Annotated in this window: 17 protein-coding genes; 15 read left to right on the top strand and 2 right to left on the bottom strand. The window is 55.3% G+C overall.

All coding sequences use genetic code 11. From position 1 onward, the window contains the following. Positions 1-44 precede the first annotated feature (44 nt). The 13 genes from pilM to ACT3RU_RS12550 all read left to right on the top strand — a co-directional run bounded on the left by pilM (position 45) and on the right by ACT3RU_RS12550 (position 19,151). Positions 45-1,106, top strand: coding sequence for a type IV pilus assembly protein PilM (gene pilM, locus ACT3RU_RS12610; protein ID WP_192526563.1), 1,062 nt, complete (start codon positions 45-47; stop codon positions 1,104-1,106). After that, on the top strand, positions 1,103-1,675 hold the full coding sequence (locus tag ACT3RU_RS12605; RefSeq protein ID WP_192526564.1) for a PilN domain-containing protein: 573 nt from the start codon (positions 1,103-1,105) through the stop codon (positions 1,673-1,675). The genes pilM and ACT3RU_RS12605 overlap by 4 nt, the downstream gene beginning before the upstream one ends. Beyond that, positions 1,672-2,379, top strand: coding sequence for a type IV pilus inner membrane component PilO (locus ACT3RU_RS12600; protein WP_192526565.1), 708 nt, complete (start codon positions 1,672-1,674; stop codon positions 2,377-2,379). The genes ACT3RU_RS12605 and ACT3RU_RS12600 overlap by 4 nt, the downstream gene beginning before the upstream one ends. Further along, positions 2,376-2,906, top strand: coding sequence for a pilus assembly protein PilP (locus tag ACT3RU_RS12595; RefSeq protein ID WP_318779680.1), 531 nt, complete (start codon positions 2,376-2,378; stop codon positions 2,904-2,906). The genes ACT3RU_RS12600 and ACT3RU_RS12595 overlap by 4 nt, the downstream gene beginning before the upstream one ends. Before the next feature lie 60 nt (positions 2,907-2,966). Next, positions 2,967-5,006 (top strand): type IV pilus secretin PilQ, encoded by a 2,040-nt coding sequence (gene pilQ, locus ACT3RU_RS12590; protein WP_192526566.1) that lies wholly within the window; start codon positions 2,967-2,969, stop codon positions 5,004-5,006. Continuing rightward, positions 5,006-5,572: a shikimate kinase AroK gene (gene aroK / locus ACT3RU_RS12585; RefSeq protein ID WP_192526567.1), complete on the top strand. Its 567-nt coding sequence runs from the start codon at positions 5,006-5,008 to the stop codon at positions 5,570-5,572. The genes pilQ and aroK overlap by 1 nt, the downstream gene beginning before the upstream one ends. Next, positions 5,569-6,675 carry a 3-dehydroquinate synthase gene (aroB, locus tag ACT3RU_RS12580; protein WP_172118668.1) on the top strand — a complete coding sequence of 369 codons (1,107 nt, stop codon included), beginning with the start codon at positions 5,569-5,571 and terminating at the stop codon, positions 6,673-6,675. The genes aroK and aroB overlap by 4 nt, the downstream gene beginning before the upstream one ends. Positions 6,676-7,130: 455 nt before the next feature. Then, complete coding sequence (gltB, locus tag ACT3RU_RS12575; RefSeq protein ID WP_483392709.1) at positions 7,131-11,573, top strand: glutamate synthase large subunit; 4,443 nt, start codon at positions 7,131-7,133, stop codon at positions 11,571-11,573. Between the two features lie 33 nt (positions 11,574-11,606). Continuing rightward, positions 11,607-13,025, top strand: coding sequence for an FAD-dependent oxidoreductase (locus ACT3RU_RS12570; protein ID WP_172118670.1), 1,419 nt, complete (start codon positions 11,607-11,609; stop codon positions 13,023-13,025). 212 nt (positions 13,026-13,237) lie between these two features. Continuing rightward, the gene (locus tag ACT3RU_RS12565) at positions 13,238-14,893 is read left to right on the top strand and encodes a CTP synthase (RefSeq protein WP_172118671.1); all 1,656 of its coding nucleotides are present in this window, start codon (positions 13,238-13,240) and stop codon (positions 14,891-14,893) included. A gap of 11 nt (positions 14,894-14,904) precedes the next feature. Continuing rightward, positions 14,905-15,768, top strand: a complete 864-nt coding sequence (gene kdsA / locus ACT3RU_RS12560) for a 3-deoxy-8-phosphooctulonate synthase (protein WP_087107934.1) — start codon at positions 14,905-14,907, stop codon at positions 15,766-15,768. A 57-nt stretch (positions 15,769-15,825) separates the two neighbouring features. Further along, entirely contained in the window at positions 15,826-17,115 is a 1,290-nt protein-coding gene (gene eno / locus ACT3RU_RS12555; RefSeq protein WP_483392708.1) for a phosphopyruvate hydratase, read from the top strand. A 644-nt stretch (positions 17,116-17,759) separates the two neighbouring features. Beyond that, on the top strand, positions 17,760-19,151 hold the full coding sequence (locus tag ACT3RU_RS12550) for an L-cystine transporter (protein ID WP_483392707.1): 1,392 nt from the start codon (positions 17,760-17,762) through the stop codon (positions 19,149-19,151). A 168-nt stretch (positions 19,152-19,319) separates the two neighbouring features. On the opposite strand, the gene fdxA is transcribed toward ACT3RU_RS12550, so the two are convergent. Next, complete coding sequence (gene fdxA / locus ACT3RU_RS12545) at positions 19,320-19,643, bottom strand: ferredoxin FdxA (RefSeq protein ID WP_192537399.1); 324 nt, start codon at positions 19,641-19,643, stop codon at positions 19,320-19,322. Positions 19,644-19,800: 157 nt separating this feature from the next. After that, positions 19,801-22,389 carry a DNA mismatch repair protein MutS gene (gene mutS / locus ACT3RU_RS12540; protein WP_483392706.1) on the bottom strand — a complete coding sequence of 863 codons (2,589 nt, stop codon included), beginning with the start codon at positions 22,387-22,389 and terminating at the stop codon, positions 19,801-19,803. Between the two features lie 148 nt (positions 22,390-22,537). Between mutS and ACT3RU_RS12535 the strand changes: the two genes are divergently transcribed. Beyond that, entirely contained in the window at positions 22,538-23,071 is a 534-nt protein-coding gene (locus tag ACT3RU_RS12535; RefSeq protein WP_483392705.1) for a CinA family protein, read from the top strand. Positions 23,072-23,159: 88 nt separating this feature from the next. Beyond that, positions 23,160-24,221 (top strand): recombinase RecA, encoded by a 1,062-nt coding sequence (gene recA, locus ACT3RU_RS12530; protein WP_483392704.1) that lies wholly within the window; start codon positions 23,160-23,162, stop codon positions 24,219-24,221.

Below are 24,221 nucleotides of genomic sequence, written 5' to 3'. Positions count from 1 at the left end.
GCCACTACTTCTTGGGCATGTCAGATGGCAGGAATAAACTCATAATGCGCCTGTTTAAAGCCAGTAAGGGATTGATCGGCATCGATATTACATCGACCGCCATCAAGCTGTTGGAGCTTAAAAAGAGTCACGACACCTACCAAGTGGAAAGCCATGCGGTTTGCTCACTTCGTGACGGTGCAGTGGCTGAACGGCGTATTCAGGACATTAATTACGTCACAGATAGTTTAAAACGTGCCATTGACCACGCCAAGCCCTCTACGCGTAATGCCGTGGTAGCACTTCCTGCCAGCATGGCGATTACTAAAATGCTCACGTTTGCTGCTGAGTTGAACGAGCAGGAAATCGAGGAGCGTTTGATGATCGAATCAGACCGTCATCTGCCTTTTCCGTTCAATGAAGTGGCGTTTGATTTTGCATGCATGGGGCCTGCTCCCTTGGCTGCGCATTTACAACAAGTAATGTTGGTGGCTTGTCGTCAACAGGATGTTTGGCAACTGACAGAACCCTTAGTACGCGCAGGGTTGGAACCCGTTGCGGTGGACGTCGAAACCTTTGCGATTGAACGTGCCTTTGCTGCGCTGCGCCCTCAGATATCAGCGGCGTATGACTCTGACGCAAGCGTTGCGTTGGTCGATATCGGGGCGCAGACAAGTACGTTTCGCGTTTTTCATAATGCACGCACCGTTTACGTCCGCGAAAACCTGCAGGGCAGCGAACCGTTAACCGCCGCGACTCAAGAGCGATACGCGCTCAGTCGAGAAGATGCCTTATGGGCTCGGCAGCATGGCGGCTTGCCAGATGATTTTCAGGACGTGGTCCTGAAGCCTTTTCTGGATGCATTCGCACAAAGCATTGCGCGAGCCTTGCAGCTTTATATCGCCACCAGCCGCCAATCGCCTGTGGGTCATATCGTGCTAGCCGGTGATATAAATGCGCTGCCGGGGTTAGCGACCTTTATGGCTGATGCGTGTCAGTTACCGGTGACGCCGCTAAATCCGCTGCAGACGATGCCGGTCAACAAGCGCGTGGATAGGCAGGCGCTTACTCTGAATCTCCCCGGCTTGCTGACCGCAAGCGGCCTTGCGATGCGGGCACCTTTATGAGCATTACGATCAACCTGCTGGCTTGGCGGGAAGAGCGCCGAGAACAGCACACGCGACGCTTTTATACGGTCATGCTGTTGTTACTGATCGCCGGTATCGCGCTGGGTAGTGGGATTTCGCATGTCTATCAGAGGATGCTGGGCGCTCAGGAGCAGCGCAATGCGTATATCGCTGCTCATATAGAGCGTTATACACATGAAATTAGTGAAGCTGAACGCACTGTTCTGCAGGGAGAACAGCTGCGCCAGCAGTTAACCCGCTTCCAGCGCCTGCTTCAACAGCGGACACAGACGGCTCAGCTGTTTAACGACCTTGCCGCAAGTCTTGGCGAGGGCGTGGTCTTTCAGCACCTTGAACAGCGCCATAATCGGCTAAGCGTATCCGCGGCCGCAGAAGATGAGCGTCAGATAACCGAGCAGTTACGTCGTCTTGCTGAAATGCCGGGGTTTGATATTCCGGTACTCTCCGAAATGGTCAGTGATCCGCAGGGCAGTGGGAGAACCTTCCATTTTGAAGTAACCCTCACCCAGCCGAGCGTTTCTTTGGCCGATTCTGGAGTATCGCCATGAAATCAGGGGCGCCGCTATACTTGCTGCGATGGGGAAAAGTGTGGCAGCAAGAGTGGCAGCGTTTGCGTGCGCTTGACTGGCAGACGCTTGATCTACGTGATGCAGGCGCATGGCCCTGGTTGTTAAAAGTACTTAGCGGCGGGCTGGTGTTTCTAATGGCGTTAGTGGCGACCTGCGCATGGCTGGTGAGTGAGCATCGTGCGTCGCTGGCACAGGCACAGCAACAAGAGATAAGGCTGTTAAGCGATTACCGCAGCAGTGTTCACGCCGCCGGTTTGCTGAACGGTGCGCGTACCCAACTGGCTGGCCTGGAGGAGCAAATGACCCGGATGCGTGCCCTGTTAACACCCCAGGCGGCGCTTCCAGCGTTACGGGATAGCATTAGAGACGCTGCTGATGAGAACCAGCTCACCATCGATGATATTTATCTGCGTCCTGTCGTTAGCCAAGTGTCAGAACATCCTATTGATATTCAGGTAGTAGGCGATTATCACCAGTTAGCGCAGTTTGTTAATGATATTAGTCGGTTGGAACACCTTGTCACGCAGCATGACATTACGCTTGCGCCGATTGATCAAGCTGCGAGCAGATTGTCTCTGTCGTTTGTGGCTAAGGCCTATAGCGACGCTGATGCTGTCAGCCAGGATGAAAGCGAAAAGGGTGGCGGCGAAAATAGCTTAAATCGGCGGGAGGAAGATCAGTGAAGTGGCTTGCCCGCGTGATGAGCTGCCTGGTCAGCGTCGTTTTGCTTTCTGGTTGTCATGGGCCTGAGCTTGATCAACTGGATGGCACGCTCTCAAGGATTCGCCAAACCCCAGGCACTCCCTCCGCTTCGCGTATTGAGCCACTGGTTGTATATCCCGTAGAGGCGTATGGCTACTCAGACACGCGCAGTCCTTTCCAAGCAGTGCAGTCGCCTTTGCAGATAGCTGACGTAAACCAGGATGCCCCGCTGGTGCCTGACGCACAGCGAACCCCCGAGCCGCTTGAGCGTTTCTCTATTTCGGAGCTTCGCCTGGTGGGCACGCTGGTTATGGGAGAGCGCCATGTCGCGTTGATAGAAACGCCGGATGGGCATGTAACCAGTGCTCGTACGGGAGACCATGCGGGCAGCAATGGCGGGCGTATCACGCATATTGAGGCGCACAAAGTCCGTATTACCGAGCGCATTACTACTCAGCAGGGGTGGCAAGAGCAGCAGGTTCTCCTTTCGCTGACATCGCCGCCATGATCAACCCAGGCAACTCGGTGAGCTTACCGAAAGCCTCTTTTTTTCTTATCGGAGCACGCCATGGCCGTGGTTAGTCGAATCATTATGCTTGTGTGGGTGGTATTGCCTTGGCAGGCAGTGGCGTCGGTGTTAACCGATATTGAGGTGCATCCTGTAAGTGCTGGCGCCGTGGATATTGATCTGCACTTCAGCGGTGGCGTCGCCAACGTTCAGGGTTATCGCCTGGAGGCTCCGCCACGCCTGGCGCTGGACCTGGCCAATACACAAAATGGCTTGGGTCATCGCCACATTGAGGTAGCGCGTGCGGGTGTAGAGCACATTAAGGTATTGGAAGGCAGTGGCCGTACGCGGTTAGTTATCGGCCTGGCCAACTCGTCGAATTACACCTCCCGGGTAATGGGGGATCGGCTACGAATTTCCTTACGTGAATCGACAACGCTTGAATCGCCAATAGAGGGCTCCCTTGAAGCCCTCCAGGGCCCGCAGATTAGCGCTATTGATTTTGAGCGTGGGGCTGGTCAGGCAGGTCGCTTGCTGGTGACGTTTGACCGCGAAGGCGTCGTCGCAAGCGTTCAGGAAAGCGGCCATGCGAATGTATCGGGCGGTGAGGTAATTGCCACATTGCCTAACGTAACGCTGCCGGATGCGCTTAGCCAGATTTATGACGTTACCGATTTTGCGACACCGGTGATGCGGATCACCCCTCACGTTGATGCGCAGGAAACGCGTTTGGCACTTACCATCGACGGCCCCTATGCCATGCTCTCTTCACAACATGGCCGTGTGCTGAGTATCGAAGTGCAGCCTGCTGACCAGCAACGCTTGGCCGATCATGAGCTCCCGCAAGATAGTTTTAGTGGTGAGCGGATAAGCCTGAACGTCCAGGATATGGAGGTACGTGCGGTGCTGGTAACGCTTGCTGAATTTACGGGGCTTAACCTGATTGCCAGCGAAAATGTGACTGGACGTATCACGCTGAACCTTAATGAGGTGCCCTGGGATCAAGCGCTTGCCTTGATGTTAAAAAGCCAAGGGCTTGCAAGTCGTGAGCATGGCAACGTTATCCTGGTGGCGCCTGTCGCCGAGCTTGCTGAGCTCGAACGCCAGGAAATGGAGGCTCACCGCTATCATGAAGCGCTGTCACCAACCATTGATGAATTTATCGAGGTTAAGTACGCGCGTGCTGAAGATCTTGCCCAACTGCTGCAGGGTGGGGATGGCTTTGGGCTTCTGACCGAGAAAGGGCGAATCAGTGTCGACCCAAGAACCAATGCCTTATTGGTTCAGGACACGGCGAACCAGGTAAGTATTATCAAGCGTACTTTGGAGCGCCTGGATGTGCCGGTGCGTCAGGTGCAAATTGAAGCACGCATCGTTATCGCCCGGGATACCGCCTCTCGAGCGCTAGGCGTTAACTGGGGCGCTTCGACGACGCGAGGTTTTCAGGCGTTGGATAACGGCAATTTTGGCCCGCGCAATATCAACCCCGATGGCTTGAACCGTGCCCGCAGCGGTTTAGCGGTAGACCTGGGCGCGCCTTCAGGGCCAGGTACAGGATTTAGCTTTGGTTACTTGTCCGGCGACATTTTGCTGGACCTGGAGCTTCGTGCGCTGGAAAGTGAAGGCAAAAGCCAAACCATCTCGCAGCCAAGGGTCATCACGGCCAATCAGCGTACGGCAATTATTCGCCAAGGCGAGGAGCGCGCATTTCAGAGTGTCGATGCGCAGGGAAACCCCGATACTGAATTTAAAGAGGCCGAGCTTTCGTTGGAAGTGACACCGCAGATCACGCCGGATAATCGTATTATCATGGACCTGGTGGTGAAAAATGATAGTTTCAGGGAGTCGGGGTTTGGCGGAGAACCGCCCATCGATACCAATCAAATTGAAACGCAGGTGCTGGTCGATAATGGCCAAACGGTTGTATTGGGTGGCATTTTGACCACGGAACAATTAAACCAAATGACCAAAACCCCGCTTTTGGGTGATATTCCTTTGCTCGGACACCTGTTTCGCTATACCGAAGAGAGCAATGAAAAGGTAGAGTTGTTAGTCTTTATTACTCCACGACTACTTGACGATGGCTTGGCGGTTCGCTGATGCAGGATTTACCCAACCTTTTTTTGATCGGCCCCATGGGGGCTGGTAAAAGCACAATAGGTCGCTTGTTGGCGGCAGAGCTTACGCGCACATTTTATGATAGCGACCACGCCATACAGGATCGCTGCGGTGCGGATATCCCGTGGATCTTTGATGTAGAGGGTGAACCCGGTTTTCGCCAGCGTGAGCTGCAGATGATCGATGAGCTGACAAGGCTCTCCTGCGTGGTGATGGCAACAGGCGGCGGCGCCGTGCTGCACCAGGATAATCGCCGGATGCTGCGTGAGCGCGGAACGGTGATCTACCTGATGACCACGGTTGAACAGCAGCTTAAACGCACGGCGAAAGACCGTAATCGCCCGCTTCTTCAGTGCGCAAACCGGGAGCAGGTGCTCAACGATATGTTTGCTGCCCGCGACCCGCTTTATCGCGCCACCTCGGATATTTCAGTGCGCACGGATCGGCGTAGCCCGCGCGCCGTAGTCAATGAGATATTGCGCCGAGTGCGGCGTTTGACCGACCCGCTGGAAAATAGCGCCACGCTTAACTCAAAGGTATCCCAATGACACAGCCCGCCAGTGCTCAGCGTACACTTCATGTTGCGTTGGGTGATCGCAGTTATCCGATCCATATTGGCGCCGGCCTGCTGAGCGACCCAGAGGCGATAACGCCCTATCTGGCCGGTAAGCAGGTGATGGTGGTGACGAATGAAACCATCGCGCCCCTTTATCTGGAGGCGCTGTGCGCCAATCTTCCTGACGATGTGGAGGTGCGTACCGTCGTTCTACCTGACGGGGAGCAGTACAAGAGCATTGAGCAGGTTAGCCGCATTTGGGACGCGCTGTTGGAGGCAGGGTTTAACCGCCGCTGTACGCTGATTGCGTTAGGCGGCGGCGTAATTGGTGACATGGCTGGATATGCCGCCGCGTCGTACCAGCGTGGCGTGGCCTTCATTCAGGTGCCCACCACGCTGCTTTCCCAGGTGGACTCTTCTGTCGGAGGGAAAACGGGCGTTAATCACCCGCTTGGCAAAAACATGATTGGTGCTTTCTGGCAGCCGAAAGCGGTACTGATCGACATTGCAACGCTTGCGACGCTGCCCGAGCGAGAGCTTTCTGCCGGGCTTGCTGAAGTTATCAAGTATGGCTTTATTCGTGATGAAGCGTTTCTTGGCTGGCTTGAGGCCAATATGGCCGCGCTGCGTCATATTAGCCCCGACGCCATTGTCGAAGCCATCGCACGCAGTTGCCAGATTAAAGCCGACATTGTGGCCGATGACGAAACGGAGCAGGGCGTGCGCGCATTGCTCAATCTTGGTCATACCTTTGGTCACGCGATTGAGGCCCACCAAGGGTATGGCAACTGGCTGCACGGCGAAGCAGTCGGTGCAGGCATGGCCATGGCGGCTGCCCTTTCTCAGCAACTGGGGCGTATCAGTAGTGCGGATTTAACGCGTATCCAGGCGGTGATTGAAAGCGCTGGTCTTCCTCTTCATGCCCCAGCGGATATGCTAAGTGACGACTTTTTAGCCCGGATGCGTCTGGATAAGAAAAACGTGGATACCAGACTTCGGCTGGTGCTGCTAAACGCTACCGGCGATGCATGTGTTGATGACACGACGCCAGAGGCGTTAGTGCGTGCTTTGTTGGATAACTACCCACGGCTGTAACCCGCCTGTAAACGTATTTTGTGCTCACTAAGCCCACCGACAAGGTGGGTTTTTTTATGGCCCGATATTACCAGGCGATGCGCCGGATAATGTTATTAGCATGCCGTATGCCCTATCGGCATGGCTATATTAGGGGTATTTAGACTAAAGTTTAACGCTCGGCATCCTTCGTTGAAATAGCGTTATATGGCTTTTTAAGTGTTTGAAGTGTATGCATTTTTCGTTGAGGGGTGGTTTGCAACTATAGGATTTGAAAAGACTTTTCGGGGTTTTGATGTTGGCGGTGATTGCGCTGGCGGGGAGCAAGTCGCTATGCTGAGCGACCATTTTCTTGCGGCAGTGAATCGGGGAAACACCCAGTTATAGGCGGGTAGAGGTTTTTGTGTGAAAAGAAAAACCGTCTATTAAATCATAATAACGCTGCTAATAAAATACCTTTGACTAGAGGCACGCCCATGAATAAAGGTCTTCACCAGCCCGGCGAGTTTCGCGATAACTGTGGCTTTGGCCTTATTGCCCATATGGAAGGGCAGGCCAGTCACGATTTGCTGAAAACCGCTATCGAATCACTCACCTGTATGACGCATCGGGGCGGGATTGCCGCTGACGGTAAAACCGGTGATGGCTGTGGGTTGCTGCTTAAAATGCCGACCCGTTTTATGCGCGAAGCCGCACAAGACGCGCTGGAGATTACGCTGGGCGACCAGTTCGCCGTGGGCGTTGTTTTTCTACCCAACGATGATGCCCGTGCCGAGGCTGCGCGCGAGACGTTTGCGCGCGAATTGGGTACTCGTGGCCTAAATGTCGTCGGCTGGCGCGTTGTGCCCACTGATTCAAGCGTTTGTGGCCCCATGGCGCTTGACTGCCTGCCGCGTATCGAGCAGGTCTTTATCGAGCCCGGTGAGAGCGAGCAGTTCACTGTTGATCTGTTTATGGCGCGCCGTTATACCGAGCAGGCTTTACGGGCCGAAGAAGACTTTTATGTCGCATCGCTCTCCTCTGACGTGGTGTCGTATAAAGGCCTAGTCATGCCGGAAGATCTTCCGGCGTTTTATAAAGACTTAAACGACCCGCGTCTGGAAACCGCTATCTGTGTTTTCCACCAGCGCTTTTCAACCAATACGGCGCCGCGCTGGCCGCTGGCACAGCCGTTTCGACTGTTGGCGCACAACGGTGAAATCAATACGATCGAGGCTAACCGCGGTTGGGCGAACTCACGCAAGGCCAACTTCGTTAACGAGCGACTGCCCGATATCGCACAGCTGGATGAAATCGTTAACACCACGGGTTCCGACTCTTCCAGCATGGACAATATGCTGGAAGTACTTCTGACGGGAGGGATGGAGCTGCACCGTGCGGTGCGCATGATGGTGCCGCCTGCCTGGCAGAACGTTGAAACCATGGATGCTGAGCTGCGCGCCTTCTACGAGTACAACTCCATGCACATGGAGCCGTGGGATGGCCCGGCAGGTGTGGTCATGACTGATGGCCGCCAAGCCGTGTGTATGCTGGACCGTAACGGCTTGCGTCCCGCTCGTTGGGTCATCACCAAAAACGGCTATATCACCCTGGCATCTGAGATTGGTACTTACGGTTACAAGCCTGAGAACGTGGTCGCCAAAGGCCGTGTAGGCCCGGGTCAAATGCTGGCGGTGGATACCCAAACCGGCGAAGTACTGCATACCCAGGATATTGATGATCGCCTGAAGTCTGCCTATCCCTATAAGCGCTGGCTCAAGCAGGAAGCCAACTATCTGGAATCCGCACTCACCGAACTTGCACGCTTTCAGACCATGGGTGCTGATGCGCTGAACGTGCACCAGAAGATGTTCCAGGTGACGTTTGAAGAGCGTGACCAGGTGCTGCGCCCGCTGGCTGAAAGTGGCCAGGAGGCCGTGGGTTCCATGGGTGATGACACACCCATGGCGGTGCTTTCTAGCCGTCCGCGTCTGTTAACCGACTTCTTCCGCCAGAAGTTTGCTCAGGTAACCAACCCGCCGATTGATCCGCTGCGTGAAGCGATCGTGATGTCGCTGGAAACCTGCTGCGGTGCTGAGCTTAACGTTTTCAAGGCAACGCCTGAGCACGCGCATCGGTTGATCCTGACAACACCGGTACTTTCACCACGTAAATTTACCGCGCTGGTTAGCCAGGACGACCCGGCCTTTGCAAGCCACACGCTGTCAATGGGCTACGACCCGGAACAGCAGAGCTTAAAGCAGGCGCTGAATGCGCTCTGCCAAGAGGCCGAAGCCCAGGTGAAAGCGGGCAAGGTAATCCTGGTACTTACCGATGCGGAGCTACCCAAGGGTATTATTCCTATTCAGGCGCCGCTCGCCGTTGGCGCGGTGCATACGCACTTGGGCCGCCTGGCATTGCGTCCCAATGCCAATATTATCGTTGAGACTGGCTACGCCCGGGATGCCCACCAGATGGCCGTGCTGTTTGGTATCGGTGCGACCGCCGTGTATCCGTGGCTTGCCTATCAGATTATGGCCGATATGCACCGTACGGGTGAGCTTACCGGCAACCCGGCCGACGATCGTGAGAACTATCGCAAAGGCTTGCAAAAAGGCCTGTTCAAGATTCTCTCCAAAATGGGCATCTCGACGTTGGCCTCCTATCGTGGCTCCATGCTGTTTGAAGCCGTAGGCCTTTCTGATGACGTGATGGATACCTGCTTTGCAGGCATGGCATCGCGTATTCAGGGCGCGGGTTTTACCGAGCTGCAAATGCAGCAGGAGCTGTTGGCCAAGGATGCCTGGATTACCCGTAAAGGGATCTCCCAAGGCGGTATGTTCAAGTATGTGCATGGTCATGAGTACCATGCCTATAACCCTGATGTGGTGAAGTCGCTGCAGGCTGCCGTGCAGGAGGGCAGCTACGCCAAGTGGAAGGCGTTTGCTCAGCTGGTTAATGAGCGCCCTGTTGCCACTATTCGTGATTTGCTGACGCTAAAGCCTGCCGCGACGCCGTTGCCGCTTGAAGACGTCGAGCCGGTTGAAGCGCTGTTGCCGCGCTTTGATAGTGCCGGGATGTCGCTGGGAGCGCTCTCTCCTGAAGCGCACGAGGCGCTGGCCCAGGCAATGAACGAGGCGGGCGGGCGCTCCAACTCGGGTGAGGGCGGCGAAGACCCGGCCCGTTACGGGACGATCCGCAGCTCTAAAATCAAGCAGATCGCCTCGGGGCGCTTTGGGGTAACGCCTGCTTACCTGGTCAATGCAGAAGTGCTACAGATTAAAGTCGCCCAGGGCGCGAAGCCGGGCGAAGGTGGCCAGCTACCTGGCGGCAAGGTCAATCAGCTTATTGCGCGTCTGCGCCACGCGGTGCCTGGCGTCACGCTCATTTCACCGCCGCCGCACCACGATATTTACTCAATTGAAGACCTCGCGCAGCTGATTTTTGATCTTAAGCAGATCAATCCGGATGCGCAGGTGTCGGTCAAGCTGGTATCTGAGCCGGGGATTGGCACCATCGCCACCGGCGTTGCCAAGGCTTACGCCGACCTGATCACCGTGTCGGGTTACGACGGCGGCACCGCAGCAAGCCCGCTGACCTCTATCAAACATGCGGGCTCCCCTTGGGAGCTGGGCCTGCCTGAGGTACACCAAGCGCTGCGTATCAATGGTCTGCGCGACAAGATTCGCCTGCAAACCGACGGCGGCCTCAAAACCGGTCTGGACGTGGTCAAAGCGGCCATTCTGGGAGCGGAAAGCTTTGGTTTTGGTACCGCGCCAATGGTGGCGCTGGGCTGTAAGTTCCTGCGTATTTGCCATTTGAACAACTGCGCCACCGGGGTCGCTACTCAGGACGACTTCCTGCGCGGCGAGCATTTCCGCGGCACGGTGGATATGGTCAAAAACTACTTCCGCTTTATCGCTGAAGAAGTGCGTGAGCTGATGGCCATGCTGGGCGTGCGCCAACTGACCGACCTGATCGGGCGTACTGACCTGCTGGAAGTGCTTGAAGGCAACACGGCAAGCCAGCGCAAGCTCGATCTGATGCCGTTATTGGCCAATGACTTTGTACCCGCCGAAGCGCCTCAGTTCTGCACGGTGAGCCGTAACGTGCCGCACGACCCGGGCTCCAAAAACCAGGAAGTGCTGGAGGCGCTTAAAGACGCCATTGAGCATCAAACCGGCGGCGAGTTCAGCTTTACGGTCACCAACTGTGACCGCAGTGTAGGCGCACTTACCTCCGGCGCTATCGCCAAGCGTTATGGGGAAGAGGGCCTGGAAAACGCGCCCGTTACTGCACGCTTTACCGGTGTGGCCGGGCAGAGCTTCGGCGTCTGGAATGCCCGAGGCCTTAACCTGTATCTGGAAGGCGATGCCAACGACTACGTGGGCAAGGGCATGAACGGCGGCAAGATCGTCATCGTGCCACCCAGGGTCAGCCAGTTCGAAAGCTATAAAACCGCGATTATCGGTAACACCTGCCTGTATGGCGCAACCGGCGGCACGTTGATGGCCGCGGGCACCGCTGGCGAGCGGTTCGCGGTGCGTAACTCCGGCGCCACGGCGGTGATTGAGGGCGCCGGCGACCACTGCTGCGAATACATGACCGGCGGCCTGGTGTGCGTGTTGGGTGAAACGGGCGTTAACTTTGGCGCAGGTATGACCGGTGGGTTCGCCTACGTGCTGGATGAAGACCGTACCTTCGTGGACAAGTACAACCACGAGCTGGTCGAAATTCATCGCGTCAGCACCGAAGCCATGGAGGCCTACCGCCGCCACCTTCGCGAGCTGATCAGCACCTACGTCGAAGAGACGGGTTCTAGCCGTGGAGCAGCGATTTTAGAAGACTTTAGCGACTACTTGCGTCACTTCTGGCTGGTGAAGCCAAAAGCGGCGAGCCTGGGTAGCCTGCTGGATCAATCTCGGCGTCAGCCGCAATAAACCGCCTGTGTCTACGCTTCGAGGAGAAATATCATGGCTAACCGTTTAAATAACGATTTCCAGTTTGTTGATGTGGGTCGTCAGGACCCACAGAAAAAAGCCGCCCATACGCGTGCCAAAGAGTTCGCCGAGATCTACGAGCCGTTCAAACCCACGGATGCGGCAAGCCAGGCGCACCGTTGCCTGCACTGCGGCAACCCGTACTGCGAGTGGAAATGCCCGGTTCACAACTATATTCCCAACTGGCTGCAGCTGGTGGTGGAAGGCAACATCATTGAAGCTGCGGAACTGTCACATAAAACCAACTCACTGCCCGAAGTGTGTGGCCGCGTATGCCCGCAAGATCGGCTGTGTGAAGGCGACTGTACGCTTAACGACGGCTTTGGGGCGGTCACCATCGGCTCGGTTGAGAAGTACATTACCGATACCGCGTTTGCCATGGGCTGGCGCCCGGACATGTCCAAGGTCGTGTGGACGGATAAAAAAGTCGCCATTGTAGGCGCCGGGCCTGCCGGGCTTGGTTGTGCCGATATTCTGGCGCGCAACGGCGTCAAACCTGTGGTGTTTGATAAGTACCCGGAAATCGGTGGCCTGCTAACCTTCGGCATTCCTGAGTTCAAGCTTGAAAAGAACGTCATGGAGCGTCGCCGGGCGGTGTTCGAGGAAATGGGCATTGAGTTTCGTCTGAACACTGAAATCGGCACTGATATCGAGTTCGACACGCTGCTTCAGGAGTACGACGCGGTCTTCCTGGGCATGGGAACCTATAAGTACATGGAGGGCGGCTTCCCCGGTGAAGACTTGCCCGGTGTGTACAAGGCGCTCGATTTTCTGATCGCCAACGTCAACCGCTGCCTTGGGTTTGAAAAAGATCCCAGCGATTACATCTCAATGGAAGGCAAGCGCGTTGTGGTGCTTGGCGGTGGTGACACCGCCATGGATTGTAACCGTACCTCTATTCGTCAGGGCGCTGAGAGCGTTACTTGTGCTTATCGCCGTGATGAAGAGAACATGCCCGGTTCACGCCGTGAGGTAACCAACGCACGTGAAGAGGGTGTCGAGTTTCTGTTCAACCGCCAGCCGGTGGCGGTGGTGGGCGAAGACAAGGTCGAAGGCGTCAAAGTGGTGCGCACTCGCTTGGGCGAGCCTGATGAAAATGGCCGCCGCCGTCCTGAGGTGGTGCCGGGTTCTGAAGAGACTATTGTCGCCGATGCCGTGGTCGTGGCATTTGGTTTTCAGGCAAGCCCTGCGCCCTGGTTTGAAGGTTCGCGGATTGATCTGAATGAGCGTGACCTGGTGAAAGCCCCCGAGCACGGTCAGTACGCTTTCCAAACCAGCAATGAAAAAATCTTTGCCGGTGGCGATATGGTGCGCGGCTCCGACCTGGTCGTGACCGCTATCTATGAAGGGCGCCAAGCGGCAGAAGGCATCATGAACTACCTGGGCGTTTAAGCGATGAGCAGGCCGTGCTGCTACGGCCTGCTCATGGTGTATGGAAGCAGGCTTCAGCCAGCGATTGTTGGAGGCGGTGCTCAAAACAGAAGCTATGGCTTATCCGATATTGACAGTTCAAATTGAGCCTTGGGGCGTAGTCTGCTATTCTGTCGTCCCATCCTGGTGTGGCTTTCTGTTACGCCTTTTGATCACGTTTCGACAGGTTTTCCATGACACGATATATCTTCGTGACCGGCGGCGTTGTGTCCTCTCTTGGCAAGGGCATCGCGTCGGCCTCGCTGGCGGCGATTTTAGAGGCCCGCGGCCTTAAGGTCACCATGCTCAAGCTCGACCCGTACATCAACGTGGACCCGGGCACCATGAGCCCGTTCCAGCACGGCGAGGTGTTCGTCACTGAGGATGGCGCCGAAACCGATCTGGACCTTGGCCACTACGAACGCTTTATTCGTACCAAGATGACCCAGCGTAATAATTTCACCACTGGCCGTGTTTACGAGCACGTGCTGCGCAAAGAGCGCCGTGGTGATTACCTGGGCGGCACGGTGCAGGTAATTCCGCACATCACTGATGAAATCAAGCAGCGCGTTTATGCCGGCGGTGAAGGCTTTGACGTGGCGCTGGTGGAAATTGGTGGCACGGTCGGCGATATCGAATCGCTGCCGTTTTTGGAATCCATCCGTCAGATTCGCAGCGAGCTGGGCGCTAACCGCGCACTGTTTATGCATTTGACCTTGGTGCCCTATATCAAGACAGCCGGTGAGACGAAAACCAAACCGACTCAGCACAGCGTTAAAGAGCTGCGCTCCATCGGTATCCAGCCGGATATTCTGATTTGCCGTAGCGAAGTTGAGCTGGAAGAGAGCGAGCGTCGCAAAATCGCGTCGTTCACCAACGTTGAAGAGCGTGCGGTCGTTCCGCTTCAGGATGCCGATACGATCTATCGCATTCCGTTGATGCTCCACGAGCACGGCCTGGACGATATCGTGTGCGACAAGCTGCGTCTGGAAGCCGAGCCTGCTGATCTTTCCGAGTGGGTAAAAGTGCTGGATGCCAAGCTAAACCCGCTGAAGTCGGTCAGCATCGCCATGGTCGGTAAGTACATGGAGCTGCTGGATGCGTACAAGTCGCTTAATGAAGCGCTGATCCACGCTGGTATTCAAGGGCGTATCAAGGTCAACGTCGACTACATCGACGCTGAAGACATCGAGCGCCACGGCACTGAGCGTCTGGCAGGTAAAGATGCGATTCTGGTACCTGGCGGCTTTGGTGAGCGCGGCGTGGAAGGCAAAATTCTGACCGCCCAGTTTGCGCGTGAAAATAACGTGCCTTATCTGGGCATCTGCTTAGGTATGCAGGTAGCGGTGATTGAGTTTGCGCGTAACGTGGCGGGTTGGAAAGATGCCAACTCCACCGAGTTTACCCACGATACTCAGCACCCGGTGGTCGGCCTGATTACTGAATGGCTGAACGCTGAAGGTAAAATCGAGCTGCGTGATGCGGCGTCCGATTTGGGCGGCACCATGCGCCTGGGCGGCCAGGTATGCCACCTGACCTCGGGCAGTAAAGCACGCGAAGCCTACGGCTCTGATGAGATTGTCGAGCGCCACCGTCACCGCTTTGAGGTCAATAACCAGTTTATTGATGAGCTGGAAAAAACCGGCCTGGTGATTTCGGGTAAAAGTGTCGATCAGTCGCTGGTCGAAATGGTTGAGCTTGCGGATCACCCCTGGTACGTGGCGTGTCAGTTCCATCCGGAGTTTACCTCCACCCCGCGTGACGGTCATCCGCTCTTCTCGGGTTTTGTGAACGCAGCGCTTGAGTATAAAACAGCGCGGACCAGAACTCACACGACACCTCAGGAATAAGGGGGAAGCCAATGTCTTCTCAAGCACCTTTCCAAGAGCGTCATATCAACATTGCCGGCCTAACCGCCGGCAATTCTTTGCCTCTCATGTTGCTGGGAGGCATGAATGTACTGGAGTCGGCAGAACTTGCCGATGAAGTCGCCCAAGCCTACGTTAGCGTGACGCAAAAGCTCGGCATGCCTTATGTGTTTAAGGCAAGCTTTGACAAAGCCAATCGCAGCTCGATTCATTCGTACCGTGGTCCAGGTATTGAGAAAGGCTTGCAGATACTCGCTGACATTAAGTCGCGTTACGGTGTGCCGATCATCACCGATGTCCACGAACCCTGGCAGGCGGCTCAAGCGGCAGAAGTGGCGGATATTATTCAGCTGCCTGCTTTCCTGGCACGTCAGACGGATCTCGTGGTAGCGATGGCCAAAACCGGTGCGGCGATCAATATCAAAAAGCCGCAGTTTCTGGCACCTCATGAAATGCGCCATATTCTCAGCAAGTTTCAGGAAGCCGGTAATGATCGCCTGATGCTGTGCGAGCGCGGTTCAAGCTTTGGCTATAACAACCTGATTGTCGATATGCTTGGGTTTGGCGATATGAAGCAGACTGGCTACCCAGTGTTCTTCGACGTTACCCATGCGCTGCAACGCCCCGGCGGGCGTGCTGATAGTGCGGATGGGCGGCGTGCCCAGGTCGCCGAGCTTGCCCGTGCAGGCGTTGGCGTCGGGCTTGCGGGGCTGTTTTTAGAAGCGCATCCTGATCCGGATAACGCCAAGTGCGATGGTCCCTGTGCGTTGCCGCTTGACCAGCTTGAGCCATTTTTAACGCAGCTATCTCAGCTTGATTCATTGGTGAAAAATTTTGCGCCGTTGACCATTCGCTGATCACGGCCATCATGCGATACATAACCTTCTAATAGACCGCCAACCAAGGAGACTGTCATGACCAAAATTGTAGATATCAGTGCACTGGAAGTACTCGATTCACGCGGTAACCCGACGGTGCTAGCGCGTGTGCGCCTTGAAAGTGGGGCAACGGGTGAAGCCTGCGCACCCAGCGGTGCTTCGACCGGTTCGCGTGAAGCGCTTGAGCTACGTGACGGTGACAAAGCACGCTATCTCGGCAAAGGTGTACTGACAGCTGTCGATGCGGTCAATGGCAAAATCCGTGAGGCGCTGCTCGGTATGGACGCGCGCGATCAGCGCGGTCTGGACGATGCCATGCTGGCGCTGGATGGCACTGACAACAAAGCCACTCTGGGTGCGAATGCAATTCTCGCGGTATCGCTGGCGGCCGCTAAAGCCGCGGCTAACGCTAAGGGCGTGCCGCTTTATGCCCACATTGCCGAGCTTTACGGCCAGCCAAGTCAGTACAGCATGCCCGTGCCGATGATGAACATCATCAACGGCGGCGAGCATGCAGATAACAATGTGGATATTCAGGAGTTTATGGTGCAGCCGGTCGGTGCCAAAAACTTCCGTGAAGGCCTGCGTATGGGCGCTGAAATTTTCCACGCGCTGAAGAAAGTATTGTCTGCCAAAGGCCTGTCTACCTCTGTGGGCGATGAGGGTGGCTTTGCCCCTAACCTGGCGTCCAATGCTGATGCGCTGGCGGTTATCAAGCAGGCAGTAGCGGAGGCGGGTTATACGCTAGGCAGCGATGTCACGCTGGCGCTCGACTGCGCCTCGTCCGAATTCTACAAGGATGGCCAGTACAATCTTTCCGGTGAAGGTAAAAGCTACGATGCGCAAGGCTTTACTGACTACCTGGCGGGCTTGTGCGAGGACTATCCGATTGTCTCTATTGAAGACGGTATGGATGAGTCGGATTGGGATGGCTGGAAAGCCCTCACCGACAAGCTGGGCGATAAAGTGCAGCTGGTGGGCGACGATCTGTTCGTTACCAATACCAAAATTCTTAAGCGCGGTATCGACGAGCAGATTGGTAACTCGATTTTGATCAAGTTTAACCAAATCGGTTCGCTGTCTGAAACGCTGGACGCCATCAAGATGGCTCAGGATGCAGGCTTTACTGCGGTTATTTCGCACCGCTCCGGTGAAACAGAAGACACCACCATTGCCGATTTAGCGGTGGGCACCTGTGCTGGCCAGATTAAAACCGGCTCCTTATGCCGCTCTGACCGGGTTGCCAAATATAACCGCTTGTTAGTGATTGAGTCAGAGCTTGGCAATGTCGCTTATCCCGGCTTGAAGGCTATCAAGGGCCAATAACGGGTATTTTTATCTGTCTTGTAAGAAATGTCTCAAGATTTTGTAAGATATATCCTACAAAAACCGACGAAAATCGCTCTGCTTGGGTAAGAAAATCAGAAATTTTTGTTTAATTTAAATTTATCTCTTTGATTTTAAATTTGTTTTTATTGAAGGGCATGCCGCTTGGGCTTGCCCTTTTTGTTATAAGCCGCCTTGAGATGACGTTGTTATCTGCCACAATACACTCAGGACAGGGGAGGCAGGGATGCTTTAGACAGAATGCAACGCAATGGGGTGTAAACAGGTACGCCGAATGACACACTGAGGTGAGTTTCGGTAGGGAAGTGGCCTGAGGAAGTTGACACATGGAGCGGTCAGAGGAAGTGTTTGGAGCGGGCGACCTAAGGGTCGCCTTTTTTTTATGCTGACGTTTTATACCTACTTACGTTTAATACTTGGCAAAAGGTTGTAACCGATGTTTCTTACAACCGGCCGACGCAACCAACCAAATGATTCCTAGGTTATAAGTAAAATCCATTTTTATTCTTCTTCGCTATTACTTACCATGGCCCGCAGAATTAGCAGGCTATGCTTCTGCTGCTGCGCTTGTCACACGGTACATCGTTGATGTGCCGTTTTTTGTTATTCAGGAGGTGCGTTACATGCATGGGTTGATTGCGATCAACGTGTTGGTCTTTATGCTGGCGATTGCATTGCTGGCGCGCTGGCAGCGGCGTGGTGCCAGCCTGTCTCGCGTGGTGCTTGCAGGCCTGGTCGTTGGGGTGGTGCTTGGCGCGCTATTGCAATGGGGATACGCCGGTTCAGAGGTGCTTGAGGGTACCATCGACTGGGTAAACCTGGTGGGCGGTGGCTATGTCCAACTGTTAAAAATGATCATTATGCCGTTGGTGCTGGTGACCATTTTATCTGCTGTTACGCGCTTACATGATGCCAGTGCGCTGGGCAAGATTAGCTTGGGGGTACTTGGCATGCTCATGCTGACAACGGCGATTTCTGCCGTTATCGGCATTAGCATGACCCAGCTGTTTGGGTTGTCTGCCGAGGGGCTGGTACAAGGCGCTCGCGAGCTGGAGCGCGGCCAGGCGATTGTCGAGCGCAGTGTTCAGGTAGCAGACCTGACCATCCCACAACTTCTGCTCTCGTTTATTCCCAGCAATCCGTTTCAGGATTTAGCGGGCGCACGACCCACCTCCATTATCAGCGTTGTGATCTTTGCGACGTTTCTGGGCTTGGCCGCTCTGGGCATCAAGCGTGAAAATGCAGCGATTGGCGACAAGCTTATCGAAGGCATCGATATTGTGCAGAAGTGGATCATGCGGTTGGTGCGCATGGTGATTCGCCTAACACCCTACGGGGTGCTGGCGTTAATGGCCAAAGTGGTTTCTACGTCGAATCTCAACGATATCTTTAATCTGCTCGGATTCGTCGTTGCCTCCTATGTTGGCTTGGCACTTATTCTGGTCATGCATGCGCTATTTTTGATGGGCGTTGGGGTTAACCCCAAACGCTATTTTCAGAAGGTCTGGCCGGTACTCACTTTTGCCTTTACCTCACGTTCAAGCGCGGCCTCGATTCCTTTGAATATCGAGGCTCAGGTAGACCGCATTGGCGTACCTCCTGCGATTGCCAACTTTTCAGCCTCCTTCGGAGCGACCATCGGCCAAAACGGCTGCGCGGGGCTTTATCCGGCCATGCTGGCCATGATGATTGCGCCCACGGTGGGGATTGATCCGTTTTCACTGGAGTTTCTGGCAACGCTGGTACTGGTAGTGACGCTGGCCTCTTTCGGCATTGCCGGTGTTGGCGGTGGGGCAACCTTTGCCGCGATCATCGTGCTCTCAACACTTGATCTACCGATTGCTTTGGCGGGGCTTCTCATCTCGATTGAGCCGTTGATTGACATGGGCCGTACCGCCATCAACGTCAACGGTTCAATGACAGCGGGTACGGTGACCAGTCGTTTGCTCAAGCAACACGACGCGGCTATTTTTGCTTCCAATGACGACCAGTTGGACGAGCCGAAAGTAGCGTAATCCAACCGGCAAGTTAAGCAAACTACAAAAAGCCGCCTTCGGGTGGCTTTTTGCGTTTGCCGAGTGCGTTATCCTTGAAGAGGAGGGACAAGCAGGCATAAAAAAACCAGCGCGGACGCTGGTTTTTAAGCCGATGTCTAACGACACGGTACTTAAAAGCGTGCTGTGTTATCGCTCCAGCTTCTCGATCTTGCCGCTCTTGCCATCCCACTCTTCGGCATCCGGCAAGGCATCTTTCTTTTCAGCTATGTTGGGCCATACTTCGGCCAGCTCAGCGTTGATCTCGATAAACTGTTCTTGCCCATCCGGCAGCTCATCCTCTGAGAAAATGGCTTCGGCTGGGCACTCAGGCTCGCATAGCGCACAATCAATGCACTCATCCGGGTGAATTACCAGGAAGTTGGGGCCTTCATAAAAGCAATCGACCGGGCAAACCTCTACACAGTCGGTGTATTTGCATTGGATGCAGTTTTCGGTAACGACAAACGTCATCGCGCTATCCCTCTTGCGGGACCGGGGGAGGTCCCGGTCATAGGTCAATCATGAATGGTTATAAAACGGCTGTTTCTTATAAGCTAAAAAGTATGGGCGACATTCTAGTGGCGCCCATACTTAACGGCAAGCACTTGGCCATCTTCTCTTGTGCCGGTTACAACAAATCTCGCCATTGATAGACCAACGCCAGCGCCTCGCGGGGCGATAAATCATCAATGTCGGCACGCTCCAGTGCTTCTAAAACCGGATGCGGCGCACTGGCAAATAGATCATTTTGCTGGGGTGACGGGCTATTGGCTGGGGCGTGTTGTGTCGGGCTTGGGCGCGCTTGGTGGGAGTCTACATCGCGTTGTTCCAGGGCAATCAACTTTTCACGGGCGCGCTTGATAACGTGGCTTGGAACACCGGCTAGCTGGGCGACCTGTAAGCCGTAGCTTTGGCTGGCCGGGCCTGCCTCAATGCGATGCATAAACACAATGCTATCGCCATGCTCTGTAGCGGTTAAATGAATATTTTCCACGCCTTCGGCCTGCTCGGGAAGGGCGGTCATTTCAAAGTAGTGCGTAGCAAAGAGCGTCAGTGCCTGCGCCTGCGCCAGGTGCTCGGCGCTTGCCCAAGCCAAGGAAAGCCCGTCGAAAGTGCTGGTGCCCCGGCCAATTTCATCCATCAGTACCAGGCTGTGCTCTGTGGCATTGTGCAGGATATTGGCCGTTTCGGTCATCTCGACCATAAAGGTCGAGCGTCCACCGGCAAGGTCATCCGAGGAGCCAATGCGGGTGAATATCCGGTCGACAGGACCAATCTCAGCGGCATCGGCAGGCACAAAACTACCGCTATGGGCTAGCAGCGCGATCAAGGCTGTCTGGCGCATATAGGTCGATTTACCGCCCATATTGGGACCGGTAATAATCAGCATGTGACGATCAGGCGACAGCACAACGTCATTGGGCACAAACGGCTTGTCGCTTACTTGCTCTACCACCGGGTGGCGGCCCGCGGTAATGTGAATGCCGGTCGCGTCACTCAGGGTCGGGCGCACCCAGTTAAGCGCATCGGCGCGTTCAGCAAATGCACACAGCACATCAAGTTCGGCAAGCGCTCGGGAAGTGCTTTGGAGCGCCATAAGATGTTCGTTGAGTTCACTTAGCAGGCGCTCATACAGCCACTTTTCACGGGTCAATGCGCGTGACTTAGCGGAAAGCGCCTTGTCCTCAAACTCCTTGAGTTCGGGGATAATAAACCGCTCGGCGTTTTTCAGCGTTTGACGGCGGATGTAATCAGCCGGTGCCTGCTGGGCCTGGGAGCGGGGTAGCTCTATAAAGTAGCCGTGTACCCGGTTGTAGCCCACCTTGAGGTTGGCAAGGCCAGTACGCTCACGCTCACGTAGCTCCAGTTGAACCAGGTAGCTGCCAGCGTTTTCGGCCATGCCGCGGTGTTCGTCAAGCTCGGCATCATAGCCATCGGCGATCACACCGCCATCGCGGATAACCACCGGCGGGTTCTCGATCAGCGCCCGGCTCAGCCTGTCGGCGATATCCGGATACGGGCGAATATGCGGACGCAAATTATCCAACGTGCTGCCGCTTTCTACGCCACCTAACTGCTGCTCAAGCATTGGCAACGTATTAAGGGCATCCCTTAAACGGGCCAGGTCGCGTGGGCGGGCGCTATAGAGCGCGACGCGGGCCAAAATACGCTCTACATCACCCACATCATTGAGTGTGTCGCGTAGCGTCATGTACGCAGCGTCCAGGCTTAAAAGCGCCACCCCTGCCTGACGACCCTGCACGGTTTCACGCTGGCGTAGGGGGCGATTCAGCCAGCGCTTTAAAAGCCGCGACCCCATGGCAGTGGTGCAGGTGTCCAGTACGCTGGCAAGCGTGTTGTCCGCGCTACCGCCAAGGTTGATATCGATCTCTAAATTACGCCGACTGGCAGCATCAATGACCACTGCATCATCACGGTTTTCAACGCTTAATGCCGTTACGTGGGGCAAGCGCGAGCGCTGGGTATCACGGGCATAATCAATCAGTACCCCGGCGGCCACCAAGGCGGTGGTAAGGTGGGCGCAGCCAAACCCTCGCAGGTCCTGAACTTCAAACTGATCGCACAGGCTTCGATTAGCGCTTTCCAAATCAAACAGCCACTCGCCCTGGCGACGTAAGCTGCGCTTCTGTGACCACACGTCGGGCAGTGTTAGGCTCTCAGGAACCAGTAGTTCGGCAGGAGAAAGGCGGGTCAGCTCGGCAAGCATTTCGGCTTCGCTCTCGACTTCCAGCACGCTAAAACGCCCGCTGGATAGCTCAAGCCACGCAAGCCCCCAGCGGTCATTGCCGGGTGCCAACGCGACCAGCACGTTGTCGCGCCGGGCATCCAGGAGCGCCTCATCATGCAGTGTGCCGGGTGTTACGATGCGCACGACTTGCCGCTCAACCGGCCCCTTGCTGGTTGCCGGGTCACCAATTTGCTCGCAAATGGCCACGGATTCACCGGTAGCCACCAAGCGGGCCAGGTAGCCTTCGGCGCTATGGTAAGGAACGCCCGCCATCGGGATGGGTTTGCCTCCCGATTGGCCACGCTGGGTAAGAGTGATATCCAGCAGCGCAGCCGCGCGCTTGGCATCATCAAAAAACAGCTCGTAGAAGTCCCCCATCCGGTAGAACAGAAGGACGTCAGGGTGTTCGCGTTTGATCTTCAAATACTGCGTGATCATGGGCGTATTGGGGGGGATGGCCTGTGACATGGGCGTCCTGATTGAGCGTGGCGTAAGCGCATTTCGCTTACGGCATGTTCATTAAATAAAAGCGTTAAATGCGTTCTTTGAGCGATTTCGTTGAGAAAGCTAAACGCAGTATTCTACGCTGACTGATATCTTACATGAAGGAGCGACCATGACGCCCAGCATAACGAACCTAAAAAACCTGGATTTGTCCTTGTTGGCGCAGCGGCTTGGAAAGCTTTGCCAGCAGCTAAATATAGAAGTGACCACGGCAGAGTCGTGTACCGGTGGCGGCATTGCCAGTGCGATCACCTCGTCTGCAGGTAGCTCGGCCTACTTCACAACGGGTTACGTGACGTATGCTAATGCAGCTAAAACGCGGCTGATAGGCGTCTCAGACGTTACACTACACACCCATGGCGCTGTCAGTGAAGCGGTGGTGAATGCCATGGTAGCCGGTGCCTGCCGTGATAGCGGCGCGCAGTTGGGCGTAGCGGTCAGTGGTGTGGCAGGCCCCGGGGGCGGCAGCGATGAAAAGCCGGTGGGTACGGTGTGGTTGGCCTGGGGTGATGTTAATCACCAGGACGCCGAATGTTTTCATTTTCCCGGTGACCGCCAAGCGGTACGCGAGCAGGCCGTTCGCGAGGCGTTGGCAGGGTTGGTGGCGCGCCTGGATACGCTGGCTGAGAGTCAGGAAGAGAAATAATCGTTAAAAACCACGTTGAGGATTTGTTTAGCGACGAATTTTTGGCATAATACTGGTTAATTATACAGTCTGTGATGAGGGTGTTTGCATGGCTCAGGATGACAACCGTACGAAAGCGCTAAACGCCGCACTTAGCCAAATTGATCGTCAGTTCGGAAAAGGCACGGTAATGCGCTTGGGTGACGCGCCTCGCGTTGTGATGCCGTCAGTCTCCACCGGCTCGCTGGGGCTGGATATTGCCCTTGGCATTGGAGGATTGCCCTTTGGCCGAGTAGTCGAAATCTTTGGCCCTGAATCCTCCGGTAAAACCACCCTGACGCTTTCCGTGATTGCTCAAGCACAGAAGCAGGGCAAGGTGTGTGCGTTTGTCGATGCCGAGCATGCGCTTGATCCAAGCTATGCGGAAAAACTGGGCGTTAACCTGGACGATCTGCTGGTTTCCCAGCCAGACACGGGTGAACAGGCGCTTGAAATCACCGATATGCTGGTGCGCTCAGGCGGCGTTGACGTGATTATTATCGACTCCGTGGCCGCGCTCACTCCGCGTGCGGAAATCGAAGGGGAAATGGGGGATACCCACGTAGGCCTGCAGGCACGTTTGATGTCCCAGGCGCTGCGTAAAATCACCGGTAATATTAAAAACGCCAACTGTTTAGTGGTCTTTATCAACCAGATCCGCATGAAAATCGGCGTTATGTTTGGTAGCCCGGAAACCACCACCGGCGGTAACGCACTAAAATTCTACGCCAGTGTTCGGCTGGATATTCGCCGCACCGGTTCGGTGAAATCGGGTGATGAAGTCACCGGTAACGAAACGCGCGTTAAAGTGGTTAAAAACAAGGTAGCACCGCCGTTCCGTCAGGCCGAGTTCCAGATACTCTACGGCAAGGGTATCTACCATGCCGGTGAGGTGGTCGACCTGGGCGTGCAGTGCAACCTGGTTGACAAGGCGGGTGCCTGGTACAGCTATAAAGGCAGCAAAATCGGTCAGGGCAAGGCAAACGCGGCTCAGTACCTTGAAGAGCATCCGGCCATTATGGAAGAGATCGAAAGCCAGATCCGCGAACAGTTGCTTGCCAAGCCTGACCCCAAGAAAGAAGAGGCGCCGGCTGCTGATGTTGCCGCCGATGCTGACGACGACCTGCTGTAA

The organism is Halomonas sp. TP35, assembly GCF_052375975.1.
GTDB lineage: Bacteria > Pseudomonadota > Gammaproteobacteria > Pseudomonadales > Halomonadaceae > Vreelandella > Vreelandella citrativorans.
This window is presented reverse-complemented; position numbering and strand designations above follow the sequence as displayed.